Here is a 23,715-nt window from a genome sequence, read left to right on the forward strand (position 1 = left end):
TCGACTGGACGCCCTGTCACAACACACGGGCCAGTCCTCGTAATGCCGTTGCAGTTCCCCAGCCAGTAGTTGGAACAGACTGGCGCCATCGCGTTCTGCATGGTCCATTCATGAGGATTGCTGTACCGAACCTTCCAATAGCCTCGAGGTTCCCGTGAGCACCCTGTCCCGTCGTGAGTGGCTTCGTACAACCGGTGTGGGACTGGGCGCCAGTGTGGCGCTCCCCGGTCTGCTCCCCGCGTCCGAGATGTCACGCGTACTGGGTGGCGGGCTGCCGTATTCGGCGCTGCTCAATCAGATGGAGCGCGACGTGACCACCGCGCGTCGGGCGGCCGGGCCGATACGGCTGAACTTCAACGAAAACCCGTTCGGCATGTCGCCCAAGGCCAAGGATGCGCTCATGGGCAACTGGGCGCAGCACACCTGGTACGTGCCGCCCATCCGCGAAGAGGTCGCGGCCACGTTCGCGAAGCATGTGGGCGTCCCGGTTGATCACGTGCTGGTCACGCAGGGCTCGAGCGAAGTGCTCTCCATTCTCGCGCTGGCCTACAACATGAATGGCGGCGAGATCGTGGCGCCGTGGCCCACGTTCGAAGATCTGCCGCGCTGGGGCGAAACACTCGGCGCCAAGGTGCACAAGGTGCCGCTCGATCACCGTCTGGATCATGACCTCTACCAGATGGACCAGAAGATCAGCGGCAACACCAAGCTGGTGTTCGTGTGCAACCCCAATAACCCCACGTCCAACCTGGCCGACGACCAGGCGCTGCGCGACTTCGTGTCCAACGCCGCCAAACGTACGACCGTGATCGTGGACGAAGCGTATTACGACTTCGTGGATATGCCGGGGTACAAGAGCATGACCGATCTCGTGCTCAAGGGCGAGAACATCATCGTGTCGCGCACCGCGAGCAAGATTCACGGCCTCGCCGGTCTGCGCGTGGGCTTTGCCGTGGCGCGCCCCGACATCATCAAGAAGCTGGGGCAGTACGTGAGTGGCGACCCCAACGTGTTCGGCCTCACCGCCGCCAACGCCTCGCTCATGGACACGGAATATCAGGCGTTCGTGAAAGCCAAGAACACGCAGGGGCGGCAGATGCTGCTCGACGCCGTGGCCAAGCTGGGCAAGAAGGCCGCGCCGTCGCAGACGAACTTCGTGTTCTTCGAAGCTGGCAAGCCCGTGGAGCAGATGCAGAAGCACTTCGCGAGCAAAGGCTTCACGATTGGCCGTGCCTTCCCGCCGTACACCGACTGGTGCCGCGTCTCCATCGGCACGCCGGATGAGATGAAGCAGTTCGTAGAGGTGCTGCCGGGGGCGTTTTAGCTGAGATCTGAGGTCTCAGAGTCCCGATTCGGAAGTGCGAGCGTTGGGACGATCGAGGTGCGATGGATATCGATGTCGGACATCCGATGACAGCGAGTTGAGAGGTCCGAGCACTTCGTCCGCGCGTATGTGCCCCATACGGGCCTCGTTAGGCAGCGGGGACGACCGCTGTTCCAGCGGCGTCCGTGCGGGGCACTCACGTGCCGACGCCAGCACTCGGACCTCTCAACTCGCTGTCATCGGGCCTCTCACACTCGATATCCATCGCAACTCGATCGTCGCAACGCTCTCACCTCAGAGTCGCGATTCTGGGAACTCAGATCTCCCACCGCGGGCACTAGGTGCCTCGCGGTTTCGCCCGTCTCGTCGCCGTTGCCGTGAGCGGGTCGTCTGGCCACGGGTGCCTCGGGTACCGTCCGCGCAGTTCCTTGCGCACCTCGAAGTAGCTCGACTTCCAGAAGCCCGCGAGGTCTCGCGTCACCTGAACCGGTCGCTGCGCCGGTGAGAGCAGATGCAGTGTGAGCGGTACGCGCCCGTCAAAGAGCATGGGGGTGCTGGTCCAGCCGAAGACTTCCTGCAGCTTCACCGCCAACACCGGCGCGGTGGGGTCGGTGTAGTCGAGCGTGATGCGCGAACCGCTGGGCACTTCCATGTGCGTGGGCGCCAAGCGGTCCAGCGCAGCCCGCTGATTCCACGGCACGAGGCTGAGCAGCGCCTCGTGCCAGTCCACCTGCTCCAGCTGCGCCCATGTGCGCACACCATCGAGATACGGCGCCAGCCACTCGGGCAGTGTGGCCACCAGTGCCTCGCTGGACACATTGGGCCACGACGCATCCTGCGCGTGCAGAAACGCCAGGCGCTCCCGCAGGTGCAACGCGCCTTCGCGCCACGGCCATGTGTCGGCGCCGAGGCGCACCAACTGCGCACACAGCGCGGCACGCACGCTCTCCGCATCAGGGGTCCGCTGCGGCTTTTCTTCCAGCGTAATCGCGCCCAGCGACACCCGCTGCACCGCCTTCACACTGCGTGTACGCTCGTCCCACTCTACCACATCCGCACGCACGATCTGCTCACCGAAGTCTGTGCGAATGTCCTCCAGCGACAACGGCGCCCCGCGCACGATGCGATACTCCGGCGGTTGCCCTTCCAGCTCCGCCACGGCCAGATACGGCTCGTCGTACAGACTGTCGCCCTTCACCAGCGCCGCCCCGCTGCCGTTGCGCAGCAGATAGCGCCCCTCGCTCCCCGCACGGCGTTGTGCCACACGATCGGGAAAGGCCAACGCCAGCAGCGCGCCCACATCGTCGGTTGGCTCGCGGCCAGCGGCAGCCTGCACACCCGCGCCGGCCACGCGTCGCTCAATATCGATGGCGCTCTGCTTCACCCGCCGCACACCGTCACGATCGGCGCGCGCACCGTACATGCCCAGCGCTCCGCCATCGCCCCCGCGTTGCAGCAGCTCGGTGCGCAGACGCAAATCGGCCGGTGGACGCGCGAACCCTTCGGCGCGAATCACATCACGCTCCTCCAGCAATGCGGCAATGGCCGCCCCCATGCTCAGCGCACCACGCTCGGCGGCCACCAACACCAGATGCGCCAACCGCGGCGCCAGCGGCAGCGCCGCCATCCGGCGTCCGTGCGCCGTAATGCGGCCGGTGGCATCCAGAGCGCCCAACTGCAAGAGCAACGTACGCGCCTGCGCAAAAGGCCCGGCGCGCGGCACATCGAGCCATCGCAGGACGGTCGGGTCGCTGATGCCGGCGTCGGCCAGCTCCAGCGCCAACCCCGACAGGTCGGCATCAATGATCTCGGGACGCGAACTGGCCAGAAAACCATGTTCTTCGTGTACATCCCACAGTCGGTAGCACACCCCCGGCGCCACACGTCCGGCACGTCCGCGGCGCTGATCAGCCGAGGCACGACTCACGCGAAGGGTGTGCAACCGCGTGAGCCCGGCGGTGACATCATGGCGAGGTACACGCGACAGGCCGCCATCGACCACGACGCGCACGCCTTCCACCGTGAGGCTCGTTTCGGCCACACTGGTACTGAGCACCACTTTGCGCATCCCTGGCGGGGCAGCCGCGAGCGCTGCGTCCTGCTCAGCCAACGGCATGGTACCGTGTAACACATGTACGCGCACATTGCCGGCCACAGAGCCAACAAGACGCTCCTCCACGCGACGCTGTTCCCCCATGCCGGGGAGAAACACCAGCACATCCCCTTCGCATTCGGTGAGCGCATCGCGCACCACCCGACTCACGGTGGCTTCCAGCTTCTCGTCACTTCGTGGTGGCCGGTGATGCGTGACGATGGGGAACATGCGCCCACTGCTGCGCACCACCGGTGCAGGGCCCGCCTCGGTGCGCAGCAGCTCGGCCACGGCATCGCCATCCAGCGTGGCCGACATGACCAGCACACGCAGGTCATCGCGCACCTGCTGCGTTTCCAGCACCAGCGCCAACCCCAGATCGCCCTGCAGTGAGCGCTCGTGATACTCGTCAAAGAGCACGGCGCCGTAGCCGTCGAGTGTGGCGTCGGCCGACAGCAGGCGTGACAACACCCCTTCGGTTACCACTTCAATGCGCGTGCGGGCACTCACCCGCGTCTCGCCGCGCACGCGATAGCCTACGGTGCCACCCACCTGCTCGCCCAGCTGTTGCGCCATGTAGTGCGCGGCGGCGCGCGCCGCCAGACGGCGCGGTTCCAGCATGACCACGCGCTGCCCGTCCATCCACGGCTCCTGGAGCAGCGCGAGCGGCACACGCGTGGTTTTACCGGCACCCGGTGGCGCTTCCAGCACCGCCGACGAGCACGTACGCAACGCCTCCCGCAGCGCGGGAAGCGCGTCATCTATTGGCAACACCATCGAAGTACGGACCAACAGTCGTGCCGGTTAGCGCCGACGTGACGCGCGCCCATCCAACTGCTGCGCCAGCCACTCCTGCGCGCGCTGCAACACTTCGTCGGTACCGTTGCGATAGCTGCGCAGCGTGAGGCGCGCGTCAATGAGTGGGGTGAGCCCCACCCGCTGCCACTGCGAGCCATCGCTGCGCCGCAGCTCGGCAGCCGGCACCGTGACCGTCAATCCACCCGGCAACGGAATACTCACGGCTTCGGCCGGTGAGCCGGCCGATGTGCTGCCCACGAACGTGACGTCGGTGGTGGCTTCCAGCGTGAGCGCCAGCCGTTCCATGGCCCCACTCGTCCGCTCATCAACCAATGCCACCAAACGGCCGGTGTAGCGACCGGTGGTATCCCCTCGCGACACACGTGAGCGCACCTCACGCTCATCGGGACACTGCTGCGCGGCATCGCGCAACGTTTCCACCAGACACGGCGCCGACTGGTAGCGGTGCAACTCACGTGCCACCACCGCCACCGCCCGCGCACGGACCGTACGCAACACGGTGGCTCCCACGACGCCGCTATCTGACAGCGAGCCACGCAAATCAAGCACCCACGCGCGCGCGCTGCGATGCTTCTGCAGCTCGGCGTCTACCGTTTGATCGGTGAGGCGATTGAGATCGAGGTAGGCTATTCCGTTGGGTAGCGACAGCGATGCCGACTGCCACGGCCGCTCCGCCTGCGGTTGCAGCGCGACGTACGCCGCCGAGCGCGGCACATTGAGCTGACGCTCCCGATTGGTCACGTCGCGCAACCGGAACAACGAACTACCCGGTGTACCACGCGCCATGAGCATCGCCAACTGTTGCTGCCGCGACCAATCGTTGGGCGCCGAGATACTGCGCCGATGTTCCTGCATCCAGGCTGGAATGGGATAGCCATCGGCGGCCACGACTTCCTGCCCCGCGACAATGCCCAACGCGCGCGTCGTGGAATCGGCAATGACATCGGTGATGATGGCACGCCCGTCCGCCCAGCGCACCCGAAATGGCACCGTGGCCATGCCTCGCACGGTGTCCACCGTCGCTCCCTGCAGCGACACCTGGGCGTCGTCGAAGGAGCTGGCAAAGCTGAGCATCGTGGATGCGTATTCGGTGGCGTAGCGCGCGGACTCCAGTCGCGGCAACGCCCGCTCGAAGACGGCGTCTATGTCATCGTCGTACAAATCCCGGTGCGCGTGCCGCGCCCGCATGGCGCTCCATAGCCGTGCGCCGCCCAGTACCCGTGATCCCATGTAGGGATACGGATCCGCGTCGTAGTACCCGGGCAATACCGCCCGCGCCCGCACCGGCGCCAGCCGCGAGGCGCGCACGAAGCGCGAGGTCCGCAGCATGGCGAGCGCCGCCTTCACGGCCGGTGCACTGTCGGCGGGAGTGGCGGCACGTGACACCAGCGTGTCAATCACAATGCCGCTACTGCCGTCGGCGTGCAGCAGTTCGCCGGTGCGCAGTCGCACGAAGAGTCCTTCGCCCACCGCAATGCGCACGCTGGGCACTAGCGCATCATCAGGCACCACCTGTTCCGCCACCAGCGTGGCGCGGCCACTGGCCAGCAGCCCCAGTACGCCACGCGGCAATACCGTGTTGGCGTTGGCCAGCACCACCACGCGGCGCGGCGCCGCATTGATGGGCGCCACCAGCGCCCCATCGCGCCCGAGCCAGCTGTCATCGTAGCGCCAGGCGCCAGCCAATTCGCGTGCGCCACCCACCCGTCGTACGCGCACACCACTGAGCGTAAAGGGCACCGACGCCAGTCGCTCCACCAGCTGCGTGCGTGCCACAAAGGCATCTACGCTGTCGGCCAACGCACCGGGAGCACTGGTACGCAGGTCGAGCACCACGCGCGCCGGCACGGCAGCGAGCGCCTGTCGTACGCCCACCGCCGCGCTTTCCTCGTAGCGCGTGGCCGAGGGGACCTGCAGCACCAGAATGCTGTCGCGGGTGCGTTCGGCGTTGATGGTGGTCACCGCCGGGAGCGACGCGCCGCTTGTGGTATCGCCCCGCTCCACGCGGGTGAGCGGATCGTTGAGCGCCGCCAGGAAGCGCGCATACGCCACATCCAGATCGGCGGGGGTGGTGGCACGGCGTACCAGCGTGACCGCGCGGATGAACGCCGAATCGAGGGGCGCGCCGCGGACCGCCACCGCCGGGTGATGCAACGACGCGAGGTGCCACACGTACGACAGCCGCAGCAGGCGGGACACGCCCGCCGAGTCGGAGGCCTCGGGCGGCGGCTCGGAATCGGCGGGTGCCGGCGGCATGGCGACTACCGCACGGGGGGCATCCACTTCCCGCACCGACGGGCCCAAGGGCACCGGCGCCGGCGCAACCGGCACGCAGGAGGCCAGCAGCGCTGCCACGGCGGTGGCCGCCAGCAACGGCGGCAGAACTCGCGTCATATTAGACGTCATGGCGCACAAGATAGCCACGATTCCCCTCTCCACCGAGTCTGGTCTGGCATGAACAGCAATTATTCCGGCGACGACACCGATCGGCTGTACTACGACGACGCCACGTTGGCCCGGTTCAGCGCCACCGTGACCGAGGTCGCCAATGACGGGCGGGTGGTGTATCTCGACCGGTCTGCCTTTTACCCCACCTCTGGCGGACAGCCGCACGACCTGGGGACCATCGCCGACGTCGCCATTACCGATGTGGTGGACGAAGAGGTGCGCATTGCCCATCACCTTGCCCAACCGCTGGGCTTGCCCGCCGGGGCCATGGTGGTGGGACAGGTGGACATGACCCGCCGCGTCGATCACATGCAGCAGCACACCGGCCAGCATCTGCTCTCGGCGCTGCTCGCCGATGAATACGGCTGGCCCACCGTGAGTGTGCATTTTGGCGACGAGAGCAGCACGGTAGACGTGACTGCCGAGGGTGTATCACCCGAACAGCTGGAAGCGATAGAACATCGCGCGAACATGGTGGCGTTGCAGAATCACGCCGTGACCGTGAGCTACGAGGACGCCGCCAGCGCCACGGATTTGCGCAAAGCGAGTGATCGCGACGGTACGTTGCGCATCGTGACCATTGCCGGCCTGGATCGCAGCGCCTGTGGCGGCACTCATGTCTCGCATACCGCCCAGATTGGTGCGGTGTTGCTGCGACGCGCTGAAAAGACCCGTGGTAACGTGCGCATTGAATTTCTGTGCGGGCATCGTGCCGTGACCCGCGCACGCATTGATGCGGATCTTTTATCGCGTACCGCGCGACCGCTGTCGGCAGCACCGGCTGACTTGCCCGTGTTGGTGGAGCAGCAACAGTCGCGACTGGTGGAGCTTGAACGTGAGCGCAAACGGTTGCAGAACGAACTGGCACAGTACGAAGCGCAGCAGCTGTGGCAGGCAGCGCCGGTCGACAGTGCGGGAATTCGCCGCATCACCACGAGCGTGAATAGTCCCGTGAAAGAGGCGGAGGCGCTGGCGCAGCACCTGATGAAGCTCGGCGAATGCGCGGTGCTTGTGACAAATGCCGCCAACGGGGGAGTACTGCTCGCAACGGCCCCTGATACGGGACTTGATGCCGGTCAGCTTTTGCGCGCGGCACTGCACGCAGTGGGTGGCCGCGGCGGAGGTGCACCGCGTCTCGCGCAAGGGGCCGTGTCCACTCCCTCATCGCTCGGTGCACTCGCCGTCGCACTGGGGTTCTGAGGCTCGCCCGAACCCGTGTTGCAATGGAGTTCCTATGCGTCGTCATGCTGTTGTTGCCGGTATTGCGCTGTTGCTCGCCACTTCCGCTGGCGCGCAGGGGCGCGGGCCGATTCGTTTTGGCTTCCTTGCCGGCGCCAATCTCAGTTCCGTTTCGGATATCGATCAGGGCCTCGACGAGGGACTGGGGAACACGCTGCTGGAGACTCAGCACCGCGGTGGGGCGCAGGCGGCGCTCTACGCCACCATTCCCATTACCTCGCGCTTTTCGCTGCAGCCCGAATTGCACTACACGCAAAAGGGCGGCAAAGCCTCATTTTCCGTGGAAGGCGATCCGGAGTCGTTGGCCCTGTTCGCCTCCGATCGCATGACGCTTGGCCTGCGTCTGTCCTACGTGGAAATTCCGGCGCTGGCCCGCATGGATCTGGGCAGCCGCAACTGGCGTCCGTTTGTTCTGGCCGGTCCGTCGCTGGCCCTGCGTACGTCCTGCAAGGCCTCCACCAGCATTGGTGATCTGTCCATTTCTGGCAGCTGCATTAGCGAGTCGTTTCTCCCCGACGAAGATGGGCCCACGGCGGGAGAAGATCCCTTGAACAAAACCGATGTGAGCGCCATTGGCGGCGTGGGTATAGCCGGGGCCTTTGTGGGACGTGCGTTCTCCGCGCAGCTGCGCTACAGTCAGGGACTCACCACCATTGCTCGTGAAGCCACCCCGGGCGTTTCACCCAAGAACCGCGGCTTTTCGCTAGTGCTGGGGCTCGGGTTCTAAGTCACTTTTTCAATCAGGGTCATGTCCATTCGCCGCCCCCTTCCTGATGAACACGCGCCCTACGCGCTGACCTACATCAACGCCACCGATGCCGCGCTCACGGCGCACGGCACAACGGACCTGGTGCAGCTGCTCGCGGCCCAGCGCGGCGAATGGCAGCTGCTGCTGACCAACGTGCCGCAAGCGACCGCGTCGTTCAGGTACGCCCCCGGCAAGTGGACGCTGGCCGAACAGCTGGTGCACGTGAGCGACACGGAGCGGGTCTTTGCCTACCGCCTGCTGCGCGTCGCCCGCGGTGACCGGACCCCGATGCCGGGCTTCGAGCAGGATGATTGGGTCCCCCAAAGCCGCACGTCGCGGCGCAGCCTATCGGACATTTTGTCCGAAATGCTGGCCATTCGGGAGGCCACCCTCACGCTGGTCTCCTCGCTCGACGACGAAGCCCTCGCCCAGCGTGGGGTCGCCAGCGGCGTGGAAGTCTCGGCCCGGGCCCTGATCTGGATGATTGCCGGTCACATGGCCCACCACCTGACGCTGACGCGTGAGAAGTACCTCGGCTGAGGCCCCGATTCGCACGGATTTCGGCTAGATTTCAGGGCTGTGGCGCGCCGATCGCGCCCGCCCTTGCCGACCCTCCCGGAGCGTTTCGTGTCCGCTGCGTCACCCCTTGCTGGTTCCGCGTCGCCCGAGACCGTGCGTCTCGCGATTGATACCGTTCGTACCCTCGCCATGGACGCGGTGCAGGCCGCGGAGTCGGGACACCCCGGCACTCCCATGGCGCTCGCCCCGCTGGCGTACGCGCTGTACACCAAGCACCTGCGCCACGACCCGGCCGCCCCCGATTGGGCCGACCGCGATCGCTTTGTGCTGAGCGTTGGGCACGCGTCCATGCTGCTGTACGGGACGCTGCACTTGGCTGGCTACGATCTCCCGCTCGAAGAGATCAAGAACTTCCGCCAGTGGGAGAGCCTCACGCCGGGGCACCCGGAAGTGCACCACACCAAGGGCGTGGAAACGACCACTGGCCCGCTGGGTCAGGGTGTGGCCAATGCGGTGGGCTTTGCGGTGGCCGAGGCGCATCTCGCCGCCACGTTCAACCGCGACGGGCACAACATCGTCGATCACTACACGTACTTCGTCGCCGGCGACGGCTGCCTCATGGAAGGCATCTCGCACGAAGCGGCGAGCTACGCCGGGCACATGAAGCTCGGCAAGCTCATCGGCTTCTTCGACGACAACGGCATCACGATTGACGGCAGCACCGCGCTCACCTGCAGCGACGACGCCACCAGGCGCTTTGAAGCGTATGGCTGGCAGGTGCTGCATGTGCACGACGTGAACGACATCGCCGCTATCGACGCCGCAATTGCCGAAGCCAAGGCGGATACCGCGCGTCCCACGATGATTGTGACCAAGACGCACATCGGGTTTGGTTCGCCGAACCGGCAGGACACCGCCAAGGCGCACGGCGAACCATTGGGCAAGGACGAGATTGCGCTCACCAAGCAGTCGTACGGGTGGCCGTCCACCGAACCGTTCTTCGTGCCCGACGCCGCGCTGGCGCATTGGCGCGAGCGCACGGCGCAGCGTGCGCAGTCGCACACGGAATGGAACAGCAAGTGGCAGGCGTACGCGAGCGCGCACCCCGAGCTGGCCGCTGAATTCGAGCGGCGCATGAAGGGCGAACTGCCCGCTTCGCTCGACGCAGCGTTCCCGGTGTTCGATGCCAAGAGCGGCAACGTGGCCAGCCGCGCGGCCAGCGGTGTGGTGATCAATGCCATCGCCAACACGGTGCCCGAACTGCTGGGCGGCAGCGCTGACCTCACCGGCAGCAACCTCACCAACGTGAAGGGCGCGTCGGGCTTTGGTGCCGACAATCGCACTGGTCGCAATTTCCACTTTGGTATTCGTGAACACGCCATGGGCGCGATCATGAATGGCATGGGGTTGCACGGCGGTGTCATTCCGTATGGCGGCACCTTCCTGGTGTTCAGCGACTACATGCGTCCCGCGGTGCGCCTCGCGGCGCTCATGGGCGTGCAGGCCATTTACGTGTTCACGCACGACTCCATTGGCCTGGGCGAAGACGGTCCCACGCACCAGCCGGTAGAACACTTGGCGGCATTGCGTTGCATTCCCAACCTGCTTGTGCTTCGCCCCGCCGATGCCGACGAAGTGAGCGAGGCCTGGCGCGTGGCGCTCAGGCATCGCCGTGGGCCGAGTGCCATTGTGCTCACGCGTCAAAAGCTGTCGTACTACAACGAGCCCGCGCGTGCGCGCGAGGGCGTGAAGCATGGCGCGTACATCGTGGCCGATGCGGCCGGTCACGTGCCCAACGTGGTGCTCCTGGCCAGCGGCTCTGAGGTGGAAATTGCGTTGGCCGCCCGCGAGCAGCTGAGTGGTCATGGTATTCACGCGCGTGTGGTGAGCTGCCCCAGCCTCGAGCTGTTTGCGCAGCAGCCGGTGGAATACCGCAACCACATTCTGCCCGCCGGTGTGCCGCGCGTTGCGGTCGAAGCGGCGCACCCCATGTCGTGGTATCGCTGGGTGGGTGAGCACGGCGCCATTGTGGGTATTGAGACCTTCGGTGCGAGTGCGCCGGCACCGGTGCTGTACGAAAAGTTCGGCATCACCGCCGACAAGGTAGCCAAGGCGGCGAAGGGGCTGCTGCAGTAATCGCTCCCTCGCCACTCAGGGCGTTACCAAACAGAGCGGGCCCCGGCAACTGCCGGGGCCCGCTCTGTTTTCACTACCGCCACTGTGTCGAACCGATCACAGGTTCGGGTTCGCGCCAATCTCTTCGAGGCTGATCGGGACACAGGTGCTGCGCCCCTGCAGTGTGGTGTTGCGTCCACTGGCGAGCCAGCGGCGAAGATCCCACAACCGACGCCCTTCCAGCCACAGCACCGCCCCACGCTCACGCATGAGGATGGTCCACGCGGCATCAACCGTGGTGGCGGTCAATGCCGGCAACGTTGACACCGCGCGCGCCTGATTGATGAACAGCATGGCGTTCGTCACGTCGTTGTTGCGCAGCGCCGCCTCGGCACGGAGCAACAGCATCTCGCTCCCACGGGCCAACGCCACCGGATCGCCCAGCGTGGTGTACTTGCGCTGGCGGAAGAAGCGCGTGGCGCCGTCCTGACCGGTCTGGAAACCACCCGACGAGGTACGTACCGTGTCATAGGGTACCCGCGGATCCCGGTCAGCCACCCACACCGTATTGAACACGGTAACTTCACGGCGATTGATCGTCTGGTTGGCCAGATCGAGGTTTTCGCGTGTTGTGTTGATGGAGAATACCGCGTTATGGCGGAAGGCTGCCGGCACGAGCGCCGCATCAGCTACCGCGGCATCCCACTTGTTCTGCCACGCCAAGACCTGCGCTCGGCCAGCCAGTGCGGCGTTTGTCAACGCCGTGTTGTTCTGCGCCCGCGCCAGCGTGAGTGCACGCGTGAACAAACTCTCGGCGCGCACAAAGTGCTCCGAGTTGGGCTGTTTGGCACCGCCATCAATGGTGGTTTCGCACAGATTCTCACCGAGGAAGCGGTTGGCAAACCCTGCATAGAGATACGCCCGGATGGTGAGCGGGTTGGTTTCAAATCCTGCGCCCAACACCGACTTCATGCGCACCAATCCGTTTTCGGCGACCCACCGGGAGGTGTGCATCCGGGCCCAATCGCCATTTACATCTTCCGGGCGGATGACGCCCGTGGCGAACTGACGTTCGGCGGCAAAGTTCCCCGAATGCCGGACCTCAAACGCGGCCAGAGCGCCACGGGTGAGATAGGTACCCATGGCGTTGGAGAGATCGCCACCCATGCCGTTCACCAGTGCGGGCATGGCCGACACGCTATTCAGGTCTTCGTCGAGCAGCGGTCCCGGATTGGTGACCGTGAAGTCGCAGGCACCCAGCACGAGGCTGGCACCTACGGCCGCGCCAATGGCACGTCGGGTTTTCGTGAGGAGTGTAGGCATCAGAAGTTCGTCCTCACACTGAAGAGGAACGTGCGGTAGGGCGGAAAGTTGTAGTAGTCGCGACGCGAGAACGTGCTGGTGGCCTGGTCGGCGACTTCCGGATCGGTGCCGGTGTAGTTCGTGCTGCGGAACAGGTTGCGACCGGCGAAGGTGACAGTCATGCTGCGGGCACCGGGCGTAAAGCGCTTCGGCACGTCGTAGGCAACGGAGATATTGCGCACCTTGAAGAAGTCGGCGCTTTCCACCCAATAGCTGTAGTCGCGTTGCGAAGCGACGATGGAGCAACGCATGCGATCCCTGGCGTTCACCGTGGCCAGCGCCGAGGCGTCACCATTGGCGGCGGCGCGCAGCGCCTTCTGGGCGGCAAAGCACGGCTGCCAGATCCCCAAGCCGGCGTTCTGGAAACCGTTGGCATTCAGCAGATGTCCACCGCGCTGAAACTCACCAACCACTTCGAACGACAGATTGTTGAACAGCGACAGCGTCAGCGAGGGGTTGATGATCTTGTCGGCGAACGTCTGGCCGAGGAACTCCCCTTCCACGATCACCGGTGTTTCAAAGGCGTCCGGGTTCTGCACCTTGCGACCCACGTAGGCGGGCAGCGGCAGCCCTTCCTGCACATAGCTGCGAGACAGCGCGTCGATGGTAATGATGCGTCCACCCAGATCCACAGCTTCGCCCTGCATCTTGGTGAATTGCACACGCGCTTCCAGCTTGGCCCAGCTCGTCAGGTCAAGGTTCGTCGTGGCCTGCACTTCAAAGCCGGTGTTCTTGATCGACCCGACGTTCTCGGGCTGATTGGCGCTAAAGCCATTCGACGGCGGATAGGCGACGTTGATGATCGCGTCGTTGGTCCGCGCGTTGAAGTAGGTGAAGACGAGGCCGAACCGGCCGTTGAGCAGACCGGCATCGAAACCCACTTCCGTTTCGCGTGTGCGCTCGGGGCCGAGGTTGGCGTTGCCCAGCTGTCCCGGCGTGAACGCCGACAGCCCGCCTTCGGCGGCAATCGGGTTCCAGGTCCGGGTCGCGTCGAAGGCGCCTGGCGCCTTGCCCGACTCACCAATCGCGCCGCGCAACTTGAACGTTTCAATGAGCGACGTGGGCCAGAACGATTCTTCGGAGAGCACCCAGGAACCGCTCACCTTGGGATACGTCTGCAACCCGAAGCTCTGTCCGAACGCGCTGTTGCCGTCCACGCGGGCGCCGGCGGTGATGAACACCCGATCGCGCCAGCCGATCATCTGCTGGGCAAACAGACCGGCGTTGATCACGCGCTGCTGATTGACGTCGGTGATCTGACGCAGTGACGCTGACACGAGCGTGGGGATGCCCGGTCCGGCAAAGTTGTCGCCGCGCAACTCGGTGGAGTTGAGACGGCTGTCGAACAGCTGGGCGCCGAACGACGTGGTGCCGACGAAGTTCTTCGAGTACGTCTGCTTCCACGTGGTCGCGTAGTCCACCGTGATGAGCTGACGATTCCACAACGTTTGGAAGTACTGCCCGGTGGGCGTGCGCGGATACCCGAACGGGTTGACCGTGCGCTGGTCGGTGCTGTTGTAGTCAATACCGATGGCGAGACGATTGGTCAGCTTCTCGAACGGCGTCCACGTGGCGGTGCCGCCCACAATGAAGTGATCGCCGCCAATGGTGTTGGCCTTGGAGAACATCGTGTCGTTCACCACGCAGGTCACCGTGGTGGTGCTGCAGCCACTGCCGCGGAAGTTCGATCCGGGGCCGCGCGAGATGTTGAGCAGAATGGCATCGGCGCTGTTGCCGTCGGAGATCATCGCCGTGTTGCGACGCTGCCAGCTGCTGTTGAGGGCCAGCGTGATGGTCTTGGACGGGGCGAACCCGATATTGGTACGGAGGCCACCCGTGCGGTTGCTGCCCACGCGGAGCACACCTTCTTCATTTTCGAGATTGCCCGAAATGGCGTAGTTGATGCCACCGCTGGCGCCGCGCACACCCAGGGAGTAGCGGCCCAGGAAGCCGTTCTGCAACCACGAGCCGCTTTCCGGGCAGGTGGCATCTTCGAAGGGCACACCGGCCGCGTCCACCATGTTGGGGCCACGGCACTGCTTGAGGAACATGCCGGTGGGGTCCGACGCCGGGCCGAACTCGCCCATGCTGTTGATACCGCCCGAGGCATCGAGCGTCCACGACGCCGCGCCATCACGGCCGCGCTTGGTGAAGATCTGGATCACACCACCGGAGGCTTCCGTGCCGTACAGCGTGGTCGCCGCCGGCCCCTTTACCACTTCAATGCGCTCGATGTCCGAGGCCGGGATGTCGTTCAGTGGCGAGACCGACTGACGCGAGGACACGCCCGTGGGAGAATTGCCATTGAAGATACGAATGCCGTCGACGTAGATGAGCGGACGATTGCCCTGCGTAATGGAGTTCACACCACGCAGACGAATCGTGCCGCCGGCGCCCGGTGTGCCGCCGTTCTGCAGCACGGTGACGCCCGTCGAGCGTCCCTGCAGAATCTGCTGCGTGTTGCCAGCGCCCGCCTTTTCGAAATCGGCCGCGCTCACCGTGGTTACCGCATTGCCCACTTCCTTCTTGCGCTCTTCACCGGTTGCCGTCACCACGACACCCGCCAGCGACACGCTGCTGGTGGCCAAGGAGAAGTTCACCGTGACCGGTGCGCTGGCCGACACCGCCACGCTGCGCGATTGCTGCTGATACCCGATGCGGCGGACCACCAGGACCTGTGTCCCCGTCGGGATGGCGGTCAGGGTGAAGCGACCATCTTCACCAGTTGCACGGCCCAGGGTGGTGCCGTTCACGGTGATCTGGGCGGCGGCGATGGGCTGGCCGTTGACGGCGTCGACGACGCGGCCCGTGACCGTGCCGGTCGCCTGCGCGTGCAGAGCAGACGCACTGCTGGTCAGTAAGACGATCGCCGGCACCACAGCATGGGCCAACGATCGCCACGCGCCAGGGCGGCGCATGAACGATGGGATCACAGGAGGAGGGATTGAGAGAAGGGAGGACAGGCTCAACATCAGAGAATCACGCCATACTACCAATGTTGACGTCTCCCGAGCGCGAAGTGAAGCGGCGACCCTAGAATCCATTCAGGCCCCCGTGATGACCGTGTCAGTCGCTGGGGGAGGTCGACCGGACCGATGTCAGGGCCTGGCGGATCGCCACGATGAGCTGGGCTTCACTAAATGGCTTGGCCACAAAGGGCCCTTCCGGGGCATCGGGTTCGTCCGTAAAGGCATCAGCCTCGTACCCCGACATATAGACCACGGCCAGTTGGGGATCCCGGGCGCGGAGCAATCGGGCGAGGGTCCGGCCATTGTCCCCGGGCATCACGATATCCGTCAGCAATAGCTGCACCGGCATGGCTTGCGAGGCATGGAGGCTCAAGGCCTCTTCAACATCCCCGGCGTCCACCACCTTACAGCCGGCCTTTTGCAGCAGACGGACCGCGACTCGGCGAACGAGAGGATCGTCATCAACGACCAGCACACTGATGTTGGCAAAAGACGCCGTCGGGAACAGCACCACGGGATGCTCCGCGGTTTCGCCCGGGTCAACCAGCGGCAATTGCAGCTCAAAACGCGACCCCTTCCCGGGAACGCTGTGGACCTCAATCTCCCCCTGGGCCTGGGTCACAGCACCATACAGGATGGAAAGCCCCAGTCCGGTCCCTTGGTCGGGCCCCTTGGTGGTAAAGAAGGGTTCGAAAATGCGCCCGCGAACGGCATCGTCCATCCCCACCCCGTCGTCCTCCACCGTCAAACGCACCGCCGCTCGGCCGGACAGCAGGACCGGCGATCGCGCCACGGACAACCGAATGCCCCCATCGTCAGGCCGAACGGCGTCGCGGGCGTTGAACACCAGATTGATCACCGCCTGATCCATGCGATCCGGATCTGCCCGGATGAACAACGCCTCGGTGGGGAGTTGCACCTCGAACCGGATGGAAGGGTCCAGCTCGCGGCGCAGATACTCGCTCACCTTGCGCACTCGGGCCACAAGGTCAAAGCGTACGGGCTGGACCCGCTCGCGGCGCGCAATCGCCAGCAATTGTTTGGTCAGTGCCGACGCCCGCGTCGCGGTCGTCTCAATTTCATCGAGTTCTTCGACGGGATCTTCCGCATCGTGTACGCGCATGCGGGCCAGCTGCGCGTTGCCGAGAATGCTGGTAAGCATGTTGTTGAAATCGTGCGCCACTCCACCAGCCAGACGCCCCAGACTATCCAGATGGTCCCGCGCCTGAAGCTCCGCCTCCAGCCGCCGCTGTTCGCGCTCGGCAAGCACCGAGCGCTGGCGGAGTCGATCAAACAGGAGCACAATCGAGCTCATGGCCACCAGAACGAGCACAATGTTCTCGGTGACGGCAGACGCGGCGGCCTCGGGGGGGCCCTCCCGCACGAAGGCCGTAAGGTTCCAGACCTGTTTTATGGCGTAGGCGCCAAACCCCACCGCCGCCAATTGCCGTGCGGACGTGACGTCGTCGGCAGGAAGGCGGACGAGCCGCCAGGCGATGTACCCGAACACCAGGGCAAAGGATACGGTGCTGGAGAAGAGCAACACCGCCAGACGAAGAATGTCTGGTGCACCCGGGGTGGTTGCCAGCAACGACAGCACCATGAAGAGACTGGCGAGACCAAGACTCCAGCGGCTGGGAGAGGCTCCCGCATCTTCGCCTTTTGCCAGTCGAATGGTACCAGCCAATAGGTACGGCAACGTCCCCAAGGCCAACCCAACGCCCATCATGGTCAACAGTCGGCGCTGCGGGGACCCCGGCGGCTCGCCCATCGTTCGTAGGGCCGCGGAGTAGCTCACCACCACCATGCGCATGGTCCACAACCCCCATCCGACGGCCAGATCCCGCATGGCCTGCAACCGGTAGGTACGCCACAGCCGGTAAAGAATGAGTGCCATGAGCGCCGTAAACGGCGCCTGCAGCTGCAGCGTCGTCACGACTGTTGCGAAAAAGGAGGGCATAATAGGAAGTGACACCCGTTATCGCTTCCGCAACGCCTTGCCCGCCATTGCGTTGGTGGCGACCCCCTCTTGCACCGCCGGCACGCCATTCACCAACACCCAGCGCATGCCGCTGGCCAGCTTCCGTGGCTCGGTATAGGTGGCCTCCTCGCGCAGTGCCTGCGGATCAAATACCAGCACATCGGCAAAGGCACCGGCGCGCAGTTCACCACGGTCCACCAGTCCATACGTGGCCGCGACCTGACCGCTTGCTGAGGCAATCATGCGCTCCATGCTGATCACTGGCTTGTCCAACACATAGCGCCGAATTTTGCGCGGATACGTCGCGTACAAGCGTGGATGTCCATCCGACCCGTCGCTGCTGGTCATGATGAACGGGTCACGCATGAACCGTTCAATGTCGGCTTCAATCATGTTGAAGCTGGCCACGCCCATATCAATGCCGCGCAGCACCAGATCGAGGGCCGCATCCACCGCCGGCGTTCCGGCGGCCTGTGCCACCTGCTTGAGCGTCTTGCCAATGTAGGGCGCCGCTTCGGCGTTGCCGTTAATGAGCAACAGCGTGGAGTCTCCCCCGCGACGACGCAGATTTTCGCGCATGTCGGCCAGCAGGCGCGCCCGCTGCACCGGGTCCGCGGCCCTCAGGCGTAGCGAGTCCCGCCCGCCCGCCTGCGCCCAGCGTGGCATGAGTGCGGCACTCAGCCCCGTCCCGCTGGCTGTCCACGGATACTGGTCGCCCACCACCGTACACCCGCGCGCCCGCGCCTCGCGCATGATGTTCAGCACACTGTCCGCCTTGCCCCACATATCCACACCGAGCGCCTTGATGTGGCCAATGTTGGTCGTCAGCCCCGATTCGCAGCCAATACGAATGGCCTCGCGCGTGGACGCGAACAGCCCAATGGAGTAGCTGCTTTCATCACGCTGGTGCGTATCGTACACGCCGCCAAACGGCTTCGCGGCCGACACCACCTGCAACACCTCATCGGTGGTGGCGTACGTCTGCGGCACGTAGAACAACCCGGACCCCACACCAAAGGCCCCTTCTTCCATCGCCTTGGCAATCAGTGCCCGCATCGTCGTAATCTGCTCGGCCGATGCCGGCGCCGACGAGTTGCCCATCACCTTGCTGCGCACCGTGCCAAAGCCGGTAAGGGCGTAGGTGTTGGTGCCCAGTCCTGCCGCCTGCGAGGCCTCCAGCACCGCCTTCACCTCCAGCGGACCGCGACCGTCAGCGCCGAGCACCACGGTGGTGATTCCCTGCATGAGCGACGACAGATTGCGGCGCCGCTCGGTATTGAGTCGCGGCAACCCTTCGTAGGCGTGCGTGTGGGGATCGATGAACCCCGGCGTGACAATCTGCCCGCGCGCATCAATGCGTTGCCGCGCCACGGTGCCCGCCGGCACCTCGCCCACAAACACAATGCGATCGCCGCGAATCCCCACCGCGGCGTCGCGCGGTGTGCCGCCGCGGCCGTCGTACACCCGACCGCCGGTAATGAGCACATCGAGTGAGTCCTGTGCCGTCAGCGCAGGCGCGCAGCAAACCGCGCACAGGAGGCCAGTCATGGCCATGGCGCCGCGCCAGGCTGTCATCATCAGGACGTTCCGGAAGAAGCGTGAGAGGTGTCGTGTATGGACAGCGCGAGCAGCGCGCCGGCCAGATCTTCCAGCGCGTGTCCCACCGACTTGAACAGCGTGATATCGCGGGGGTCCTGTCGCGCCATGATTTCGCCGCGCAACAGCGCCCCCAGTTCGCCCACCACCGCCTCGCGGGTAATCACCCCGTCTGCCAGCGGCTGCACCAGATCGCCCGCCTCCTTGAGCGCGCTGTCCAGCGAATCCACCACAATACGCGAACGGGCCGCCGCCTCGTTGTCCACTTCGCGCATGCCGGGGGTAAACCCGCCCACCAGATCCACATGCACCCCCTCCTGCAACCAGTCCCCGAACACCACCGGGGTACTGGCCGTGGTTACGCAGGACACGATATCGGCGGACTGGACCGCGCCCCGCAGCGCCTCGCCGGGGGAGAATGGCTCACCAAGTACCGGGCTGGCCGGAATGCCCTCCGCGAGCAACGCACCCGCCACACGCGTCGCCAGAAGCGGGTCCCGCCCCCAAATGAGCACGCGCTGCAACGACGGAAACAACGCGCAATACGCCCGGGCCATCCATGGCGCGAGTCGCCCGGTCCCGACCACCAGCAGCGTCGTGGGATTGGCGTTGGCCATCGCCCGCGCCGCCAACGCTGACGTGGCGGCCGTGCGCCGCACGGTAAGCGCTTCGCCGTCCAGCAGCGCGCGCGGTGCACCTGTCTGGCGGTCCATGAGGAGATACGACGCATCCACCGTATGCCCGCCATGGGCGATGGCCGTGGGAATGACGGTGACCAGCTTGATGCCAATGGCGGTGGCGTTCCACGCCGGCATGAGCAGCAGCGTATCGGCCGCCGACATGGCATGGGCGGTGCGCACCGGCGCCACCGGAGGCACGGTAAAGGCCGCGGTGAGCGCCTCAAAAAGGGCCGGCCACGGCAGCGCCGCGTGCACCTGTTCAGCCGAGAGTTGAGGAAGCACGTTTGTCAGCACGGTAAAGGACACGGTTTTCCGACGCGGGCAGCACGGGTGTGCCCCTGCGCAGATTTTACCACCCTCTTGGCAGCTACGCAGGACTCTCTCGCATGCACAGCAGGCAATCGTGGGAAACACGGGAATGGCAGCGGCCCATGCACGTGGTCATTGTGGGGGGTGGCGTCATGGGCGCCGCCACCGCGTGGTTCCTCACCCGCGAGCACGGGGTGCAGGTCACCGTGCTGGAACGCGACGCCTCGTACGCCACGGCATCCAGCGCCCTGTCGGCCTGCGCCATTCGGCAGCAGTTCTCCACGGCCATCAATATCCGCATTTCGCAGGACAGCCTGGCGTTCTATCGGGCCATCGGCACCGAGCTCGCCGTCGGTGACGAGGTGCCGAACATCGGCCTCGTCGAGCCGGGCTACCTCTATCTCGCGGGGACCCCCGCCGGCGCCGCAGTACTGCGCGATCAGCACACGCTGCAGGAAAGCCACGCGGTCCATACGGCGCTGCTGTCGCCCGACGAGCTGACAAAACGCTTTCCCTGGATCAACACCGACGGACTCACCCTCGGCTCACTTGGCCTGTCGACCCCGACCAGCGGCGAAGGGTGGTTTGATGGTTACGCCGCAATGCAGGCGTTCCGCAAAGCCGCCACCGCCATTGGCGTGCGCTTCCTCGAAGAAGAAGCGATCGACTTTGTGGTGGAGCACCACGACGGCCCGCCGCAGGTGCGCGCCGTGCACACGGCCAGTGGGCAATCCATTGCCGCCGATGCCGTGGTCATTGCCGCGGGGGCGTGGTCCGCACGGGTGGCCGACAAACTGGGCATCGCGCTTCCCGTGCACGCGCGCAAGCGGGATGTGTTTGCCATTGAGGCCAACGTGGATGCCGAGAGCGCGCTGCAACAGGCTCCGCTGGTCATCGATACCACAGGCGTCTGGTTCCGGCCAGAGCTGGCCGCCGGCCAGTTCTTGTGTGGGGCACCGCCGCGTGGTGAAGACCGTGACGATGTCCCCCTCGATCAGGTGGACCACGGACTCTTCGAAGAAGTCATCTGGCCGGCGCTCGCCGCGCGTGTGCCGGCCTTTGATGCGCTGCGCGTGACGTCCAGCTGGGCGGGCTACTACGAGATGAACAGCTTTGATCACAATGGCCTTGTGGGGCCGTTGGGCGCGTACACCAACGCCTACACTGCGTGCGGCTTCTCCGGCCATGGCCTGCAGCAGGCGCCGGCGGTGGGACGCGGACTGGCTGAGTACATCGCCACGGGCGAGTACCTCACACTGGATCTGTCGCCGCTGCGAGTGAGCCGGATTGATGAGGGGCGGCCCCTCCTCGAAAAGAACGTCATCTGAGGGAAGGGAGCAGGTGGCAGAAAGCAGGGGGCAGTGGGAGCGCTTCCTGCTCCCTGCTTCCTGCGTCCCGCTACCTCCTCTCGTTTCTCGCCACCACCGCCACCGTCACCGCCCCCGCCACCCCGAGCGCGGCCAGCGTGAGAAACGCCGCGGCCGAGCTTCCAGTCGCGGTGCGAACGCGCCCAATGAGATCCGGCCCAAAGTGGCCGCCAAGGTTCCCAATGCTGTTGATCCACGCAATGCCGGCAGCGGCGGCCGTACCACGCAGATAATTCGTGGGAATGGCCCAGAACGTACTCATGCTGGAGAGTACCCCTGCGGCTACCAGCGAGAGCGCGACCAGCGAGGGCACCACCTGGGTGCCCGTCACGGCAAGCAAGCCGAGCCCCACTGTCGTGACGACCATTCCGCCGGTGACATGCCAGCGACGTTCGCCGGTGCGATCGGAGTGTCCCCCCCACAGCAGCATGGTCACCCCGGCCACTCCCCACGGAATCATGGAGAGCAGGCCGATCTGCAGATACGCGGTGCGGTCGAGCCCGAGCTCCTGGATGATGGTGGGCATCCAGAAGTTCACGCCGTAGAGGGCGACCGCCATGGTGAAGTACACAAAGGCCAACGCCCACACGGTGCCGTTGAGCAGCGCCGCGCGCGCGGTGCGTGGTGCAGTACCACCGTGCACCGCCGCCTCACGCTCCCCCTGCAGATCCGCCAGCACCTGCGCACGATCGCTCTCGGAAAGCCAACGGGCCTGCGCCGGTCCATCGGGGAGAAAGAGCAACACCAGCACCCCCATGACCAGCGACGGCGCGCTCTCCAGCAGAAACAGCCAGCGCCATCCGCTCCATCCGCCACTGCCATTGAACGTGTCCATGATCCATCCGGACAGCGGGGCGCCCAACACATTGGCGACCGCCACCGCCGTCATGAACTTGGCAAAGGCGCGAGCGCGTCGCGTGGAGGGGAACCAGTAGGTGAGATACAGGACGATGCCGGGAAAGAATCCGGCTTCCGCCATCCCCAGCAGCAGACGCAGCGCATAGAAGCTGAACTCGGTGCGCTCGAGCCCGAACCACCCCGGTAACGGCCCCACGGGGAGCACATCCACAAACGCAAAGGCCGCCGAGACCAGCGCCCACGTGATCATGATCCGCGCAATCCAGCGCCGCGCACCCACCCGTTCGAGCAGCAGGTTGCTGGGCACTTCAAACAGGAAGTAGCCCACGAAAAAAATGCCGGCCCCAAAGCCGTACGTGGCATCGGACCAACGCAGCTCCGTCACCATCTGCAGTTTGGCGAACCCCACGTTCACGCGGTCGAGATACGCCACGATGTAGCACACGAAGAGCAGCGGCAGCAGACGCCACGCAATACGGGCGTAGGCCGCGTCCGTCGAGGGGCTGGAGTGGTGAGGCAACGCCGGTGATGTCATGCGGCGAAGATACGCCGCGGCCACCTCGCCGGACACCCGTTTCGCGAACTGGCCCCACCTGCCAACTTGCAGTCATGCCGCGCTCCTCCGTGACCAAAACCACCAAAGCCCTCACGCAATCATTGCGGACCCAGGCCACCACGCTGGGCACCACACTGGGCGCGTTCTGGCTCACCTTCGTGGTCAACAGCGCCCTCGGCGGCGCGCTCACGTCGTTCGGCATCATTCCGCGCTCCATCACGGGATTGCGCGGCATCGTGTTTGCGCCGTTTCTGCACGGCAATCTCAATCATCTCATTGCCAACACCATTCCGTTTGTGGCGTTGGGATGGATGGTCATGCTGCGCGACGCGCGTCACTTTCTGCCGGTCACGCTCTTCTCCATGCTCGGCGCCGGCCTCATGGCCTGGACATTCGGTGCACCGGGATCCGTGCACATTGGCGCCAGCGGCGTGGTCTTCGGGTATCTCGGGTTCCTGCTGCTCGCCGGCGTGTACACCCGCAGCTTCGGGAGCATTCTGCTCAGTCTGGTCACCGCCGGCGTCTGGGGCGGCCTCGTGCTCGGCATCGCCCCCGGTCAGGTGGGGATCAGCTGGCAGGCCCACCTAGGTGGGTTCATCGGGGGCATTCTGGCGGCGCGGTTTTTCCGCAAGCGGTAGGACTGCCGGAAGAACTCACCACTCACAACTCCAACTCAACACCCGAAACCGATCAGTTCCGGGTTCTGAGTGAGAGTTTCGGGGTTGTGAGCTTT

Annotated in this window: 15 protein-coding genes; 7 read left to right on the plus strand and 8 right to left on the minus strand. The window is 65.3% G+C overall.

What is annotated here, in order from left to right; genetic code table 11:
* Positions 1-154: 154 nt before the first annotated feature.
* The gene (locus tag GEMMAAP_RS18585) at positions 155-1,324 is read left to right on the plus strand and encodes a pyridoxal phosphate-dependent aminotransferase (RefSeq protein ID WP_053334587.1); all 1,170 of its coding nucleotides are present in this window, start codon (positions 155-157) and stop codon (positions 1,322-1,324) included.
* A gap of 337 nt (positions 1,325-1,661) precedes the next feature.
* On the opposite strand, the gene hrpB is transcribed toward GEMMAAP_RS18585, so the two are convergent.
* The gene (gene hrpB, locus GEMMAAP_RS18590) at positions 1,662-4,193 is read right to left on the minus strand and encodes an ATP-dependent helicase HrpB (protein WP_026850924.1); all 2,532 of its coding nucleotides are present in this window, start codon (positions 4,191-4,193) and stop codon (positions 1,662-1,664) included.
* A gap of 27 nt (positions 4,194-4,220) precedes the next feature.
* Positions 4,221-6,641: a S41 family peptidase gene (locus GEMMAAP_RS18595; RefSeq protein WP_145979239.1), complete on the minus strand. Its 2,421-nt coding sequence runs from the start codon at positions 6,639-6,641 to the stop codon at positions 4,221-4,223.
* A gap of 48 nt (positions 6,642-6,689) precedes the next feature.
* On the opposite strand from GEMMAAP_RS18595, the gene GEMMAAP_RS18600 reads away from it, so the two are divergent.
* The 4 genes from GEMMAAP_RS18600 (at position 6,690) to tkt (ending at position 11,325) form a co-directional block, all read left to right on the plus strand.
* Entirely contained in the window at positions 6,690-7,883 is a 1,194-nt protein-coding gene (locus tag GEMMAAP_RS18600; protein WP_026850926.1) for an alanyl-tRNA editing protein, read from the plus strand.
* 34 nt (positions 7,884-7,917) lie between these two features.
* A complete protein-coding gene (locus GEMMAAP_RS18605; RefSeq protein ID WP_026850927.1) occupies positions 7,918-8,649 on the plus strand; it encodes a porin family protein in 732 nt (243 codons plus the stop codon).
* A gap of 21 nt (positions 8,650-8,670) precedes the next feature.
* Complete coding sequence (locus tag GEMMAAP_RS18610; protein ID WP_026850928.1) at positions 8,671-9,210, plus strand: DinB family protein; 540 nt, start codon at positions 8,671-8,673, stop codon at positions 9,208-9,210.
* A gap of 87 nt (positions 9,211-9,297) precedes the next feature.
* Positions 9,298-11,325 carry a transketolase gene (gene tkt, locus GEMMAAP_RS18615; RefSeq protein ID WP_026850929.1) on the plus strand — a complete coding sequence of 676 codons (2,028 nt, stop codon included), beginning with the start codon at positions 9,298-9,300 and terminating at the stop codon, positions 11,323-11,325.
* A 96-nt stretch (positions 11,326-11,421) separates the two neighbouring features.
* Here tkt and GEMMAAP_RS18620 read toward each other — a convergent pair whose 3' ends face one another.
* The 5 genes from GEMMAAP_RS18620 to lhpI all read right to left on the minus strand — a co-directional run bounded on the left by GEMMAAP_RS18620 (position 11,422) and on the right by lhpI (position 20,174).
* Complete coding sequence (locus GEMMAAP_RS18620) at positions 11,422-12,627, minus strand: RagB/SusD family nutrient uptake outer membrane protein (protein WP_026850930.1); 1,206 nt, start codon at positions 12,625-12,627, stop codon at positions 11,422-11,424.
* Positions 12,627-15,584: a TonB-dependent receptor domain-containing protein gene (locus GEMMAAP_RS21085; protein ID WP_026850931.1), complete on the minus strand. Its 2,958-nt coding sequence runs from the start codon at positions 15,582-15,584 to the stop codon at positions 12,627-12,629. Before GEMMAAP_RS21085 ends, GEMMAAP_RS18620 begins: the two co-directional genes overlap by 1 nt.
* A gap of 148 nt (positions 15,585-15,732) precedes the next feature.
* Positions 15,733-17,595 (minus strand): hybrid sensor histidine kinase/response regulator, encoded by a 1,863-nt coding sequence (locus tag GEMMAAP_RS18630; protein WP_082821490.1) that lies wholly within the window; start codon positions 17,593-17,595, stop codon positions 15,733-15,735.
* 18 nt (positions 17,596-17,613) lie between these two features.
* Entirely contained in the window at positions 17,614-19,194 is a 1,581-nt protein-coding gene (locus GEMMAAP_RS18635; protein WP_082821491.1) for an N-acyl-D-amino-acid deacylase family protein, read from the minus strand.
* A complete protein-coding gene (lhpI, locus tag GEMMAAP_RS18640; protein ID WP_075071702.1) occupies positions 19,194-20,174 on the minus strand; it encodes a bifunctional Delta(1)-pyrroline-2-carboxylate/Delta(1)-piperideine-2-carboxylate reductase in 981 nt (326 codons plus the stop codon). The genes GEMMAAP_RS18635 and lhpI overlap by 1 nt, the downstream gene beginning before the upstream one ends.
* Before the next feature lie 149 nt (positions 20,175-20,323).
* Between lhpI and GEMMAAP_RS18645 the strand changes: the two genes are divergently transcribed.
* Positions 20,324-21,529, plus strand: coding sequence for an NAD(P)/FAD-dependent oxidoreductase (locus tag GEMMAAP_RS18645; RefSeq protein ID WP_026850934.1), 1,206 nt, complete (start codon positions 20,324-20,326; stop codon positions 21,527-21,529).
* 70 nt (positions 21,530-21,599) lie between these two features.
* Here GEMMAAP_RS18645 and GEMMAAP_RS18650 read toward each other — a convergent pair whose 3' ends face one another.
* Positions 21,600-22,961, minus strand: a complete 1,362-nt coding sequence (locus GEMMAAP_RS18650; protein WP_026850935.1) for an MFS transporter — start codon at positions 22,959-22,961, stop codon at positions 21,600-21,602.
* 74 nt (positions 22,962-23,035) lie between these two features.
* On the opposite strand from GEMMAAP_RS18650, the gene GEMMAAP_RS18655 reads away from it, so the two are divergent.
* Positions 23,036-23,620 carry a rhomboid family intramembrane serine protease gene (locus GEMMAAP_RS18655; protein WP_053334590.1) on the plus strand — a complete coding sequence of 195 codons (585 nt, stop codon included), beginning with the start codon at positions 23,036-23,038 and terminating at the stop codon, positions 23,618-23,620.
* Positions 23,621-23,715 lie beyond the last annotated feature (95 nt).

The sequence above is a fragment of the Gemmatimonas phototrophica genome (assembly GCF_000695095.2).
Classification (GTDB): Bacteria; Gemmatimonadota; Gemmatimonadetes; order Gemmatimonadales; family Gemmatimonadaceae; genus Gemmatimonas; species Gemmatimonas phototrophica.

What these genes read in the sequence shown, in the direction of transcription:
- GEMMAAP_RS18600 (WP_026850926.1), top strand. Translation starts at nt 6,690, where the DNA reads ATGAACAGCAATTATTCCGGCGACGACACCGATCGGCTGTACTACGAC.
- GEMMAAP_RS18655 (WP_053334590.1), top strand. Translation starts at nt 23,036, where the DNA reads ATGCCGCGCTCCTCCGTGACCAAAACCACCAAAGCCCTCACGCAATCA.
- GEMMAAP_RS18635 (WP_082821491.1), bottom strand. Translation starts at nt 19,194, where the DNA reads ATGATGACAGCCTGGCGCGGCGCCATGGCCATGACTGGCCTCCTGTGC.
- GEMMAAP_RS21085 (WP_026850931.1), bottom strand. Translation starts at nt 15,584, where the DNA reads ATGCGCCGCCCTGGCGCGTGGCGATCGTTGGCCCATGCTGTGGTGCCG.
- GEMMAAP_RS18610 (WP_026850928.1), top strand. Translation starts at nt 8,671, where the DNA reads ATGTCCATTCGCCGCCCCCTTCCTGATGAACACGCGCCCTACGCGCTG.
- GEMMAAP_RS18605 (WP_026850927.1), top strand. Translation starts at nt 7,918, where the DNA reads ATGCGTCGTCATGCTGTTGTTGCCGGTATTGCGCTGTTGCTCGCCACT.
- GEMMAAP_RS18630 (WP_082821490.1), bottom strand. Translation starts at nt 17,595, where the DNA reads ATGCCCTCCTTTTTCGCAACAGTCGTGACGACGCTGCAGCTGCAGGCG.
- GEMMAAP_RS18620 (WP_026850930.1), bottom strand. Translation starts at nt 12,627, where the DNA reads ATGCCTACACTCCTCACGAAAACCCGACGTGCCATTGGCGCGGCCGTA.
- GEMMAAP_RS18645 (WP_026850934.1), top strand. Translation starts at nt 20,324, where the DNA reads ATGCACGTGGTCATTGTGGGGGGTGGCGTCATGGGCGCCGCCACCGCG.
- GEMMAAP_RS18595 (WP_145979239.1), bottom strand. Translation starts at nt 6,641, where the DNA reads ATGACGTCTAATATGACGCGAGTTCTGCCGCCGTTGCTGGCGGCCACC.
- GEMMAAP_RS18650 (WP_026850935.1), bottom strand. Translation starts at nt 22,961, where the DNA reads ATGACATCACCGGCGTTGCCTCACCACTCCAGCCCCTCGACGGACGCG.
- hrpB (WP_026850924.1), bottom strand. Translation starts at nt 4,193, where the DNA reads ATGGTGTTGCCAATAGATGACGCGCTTCCCGCGCTGCGGGAGGCGTTG.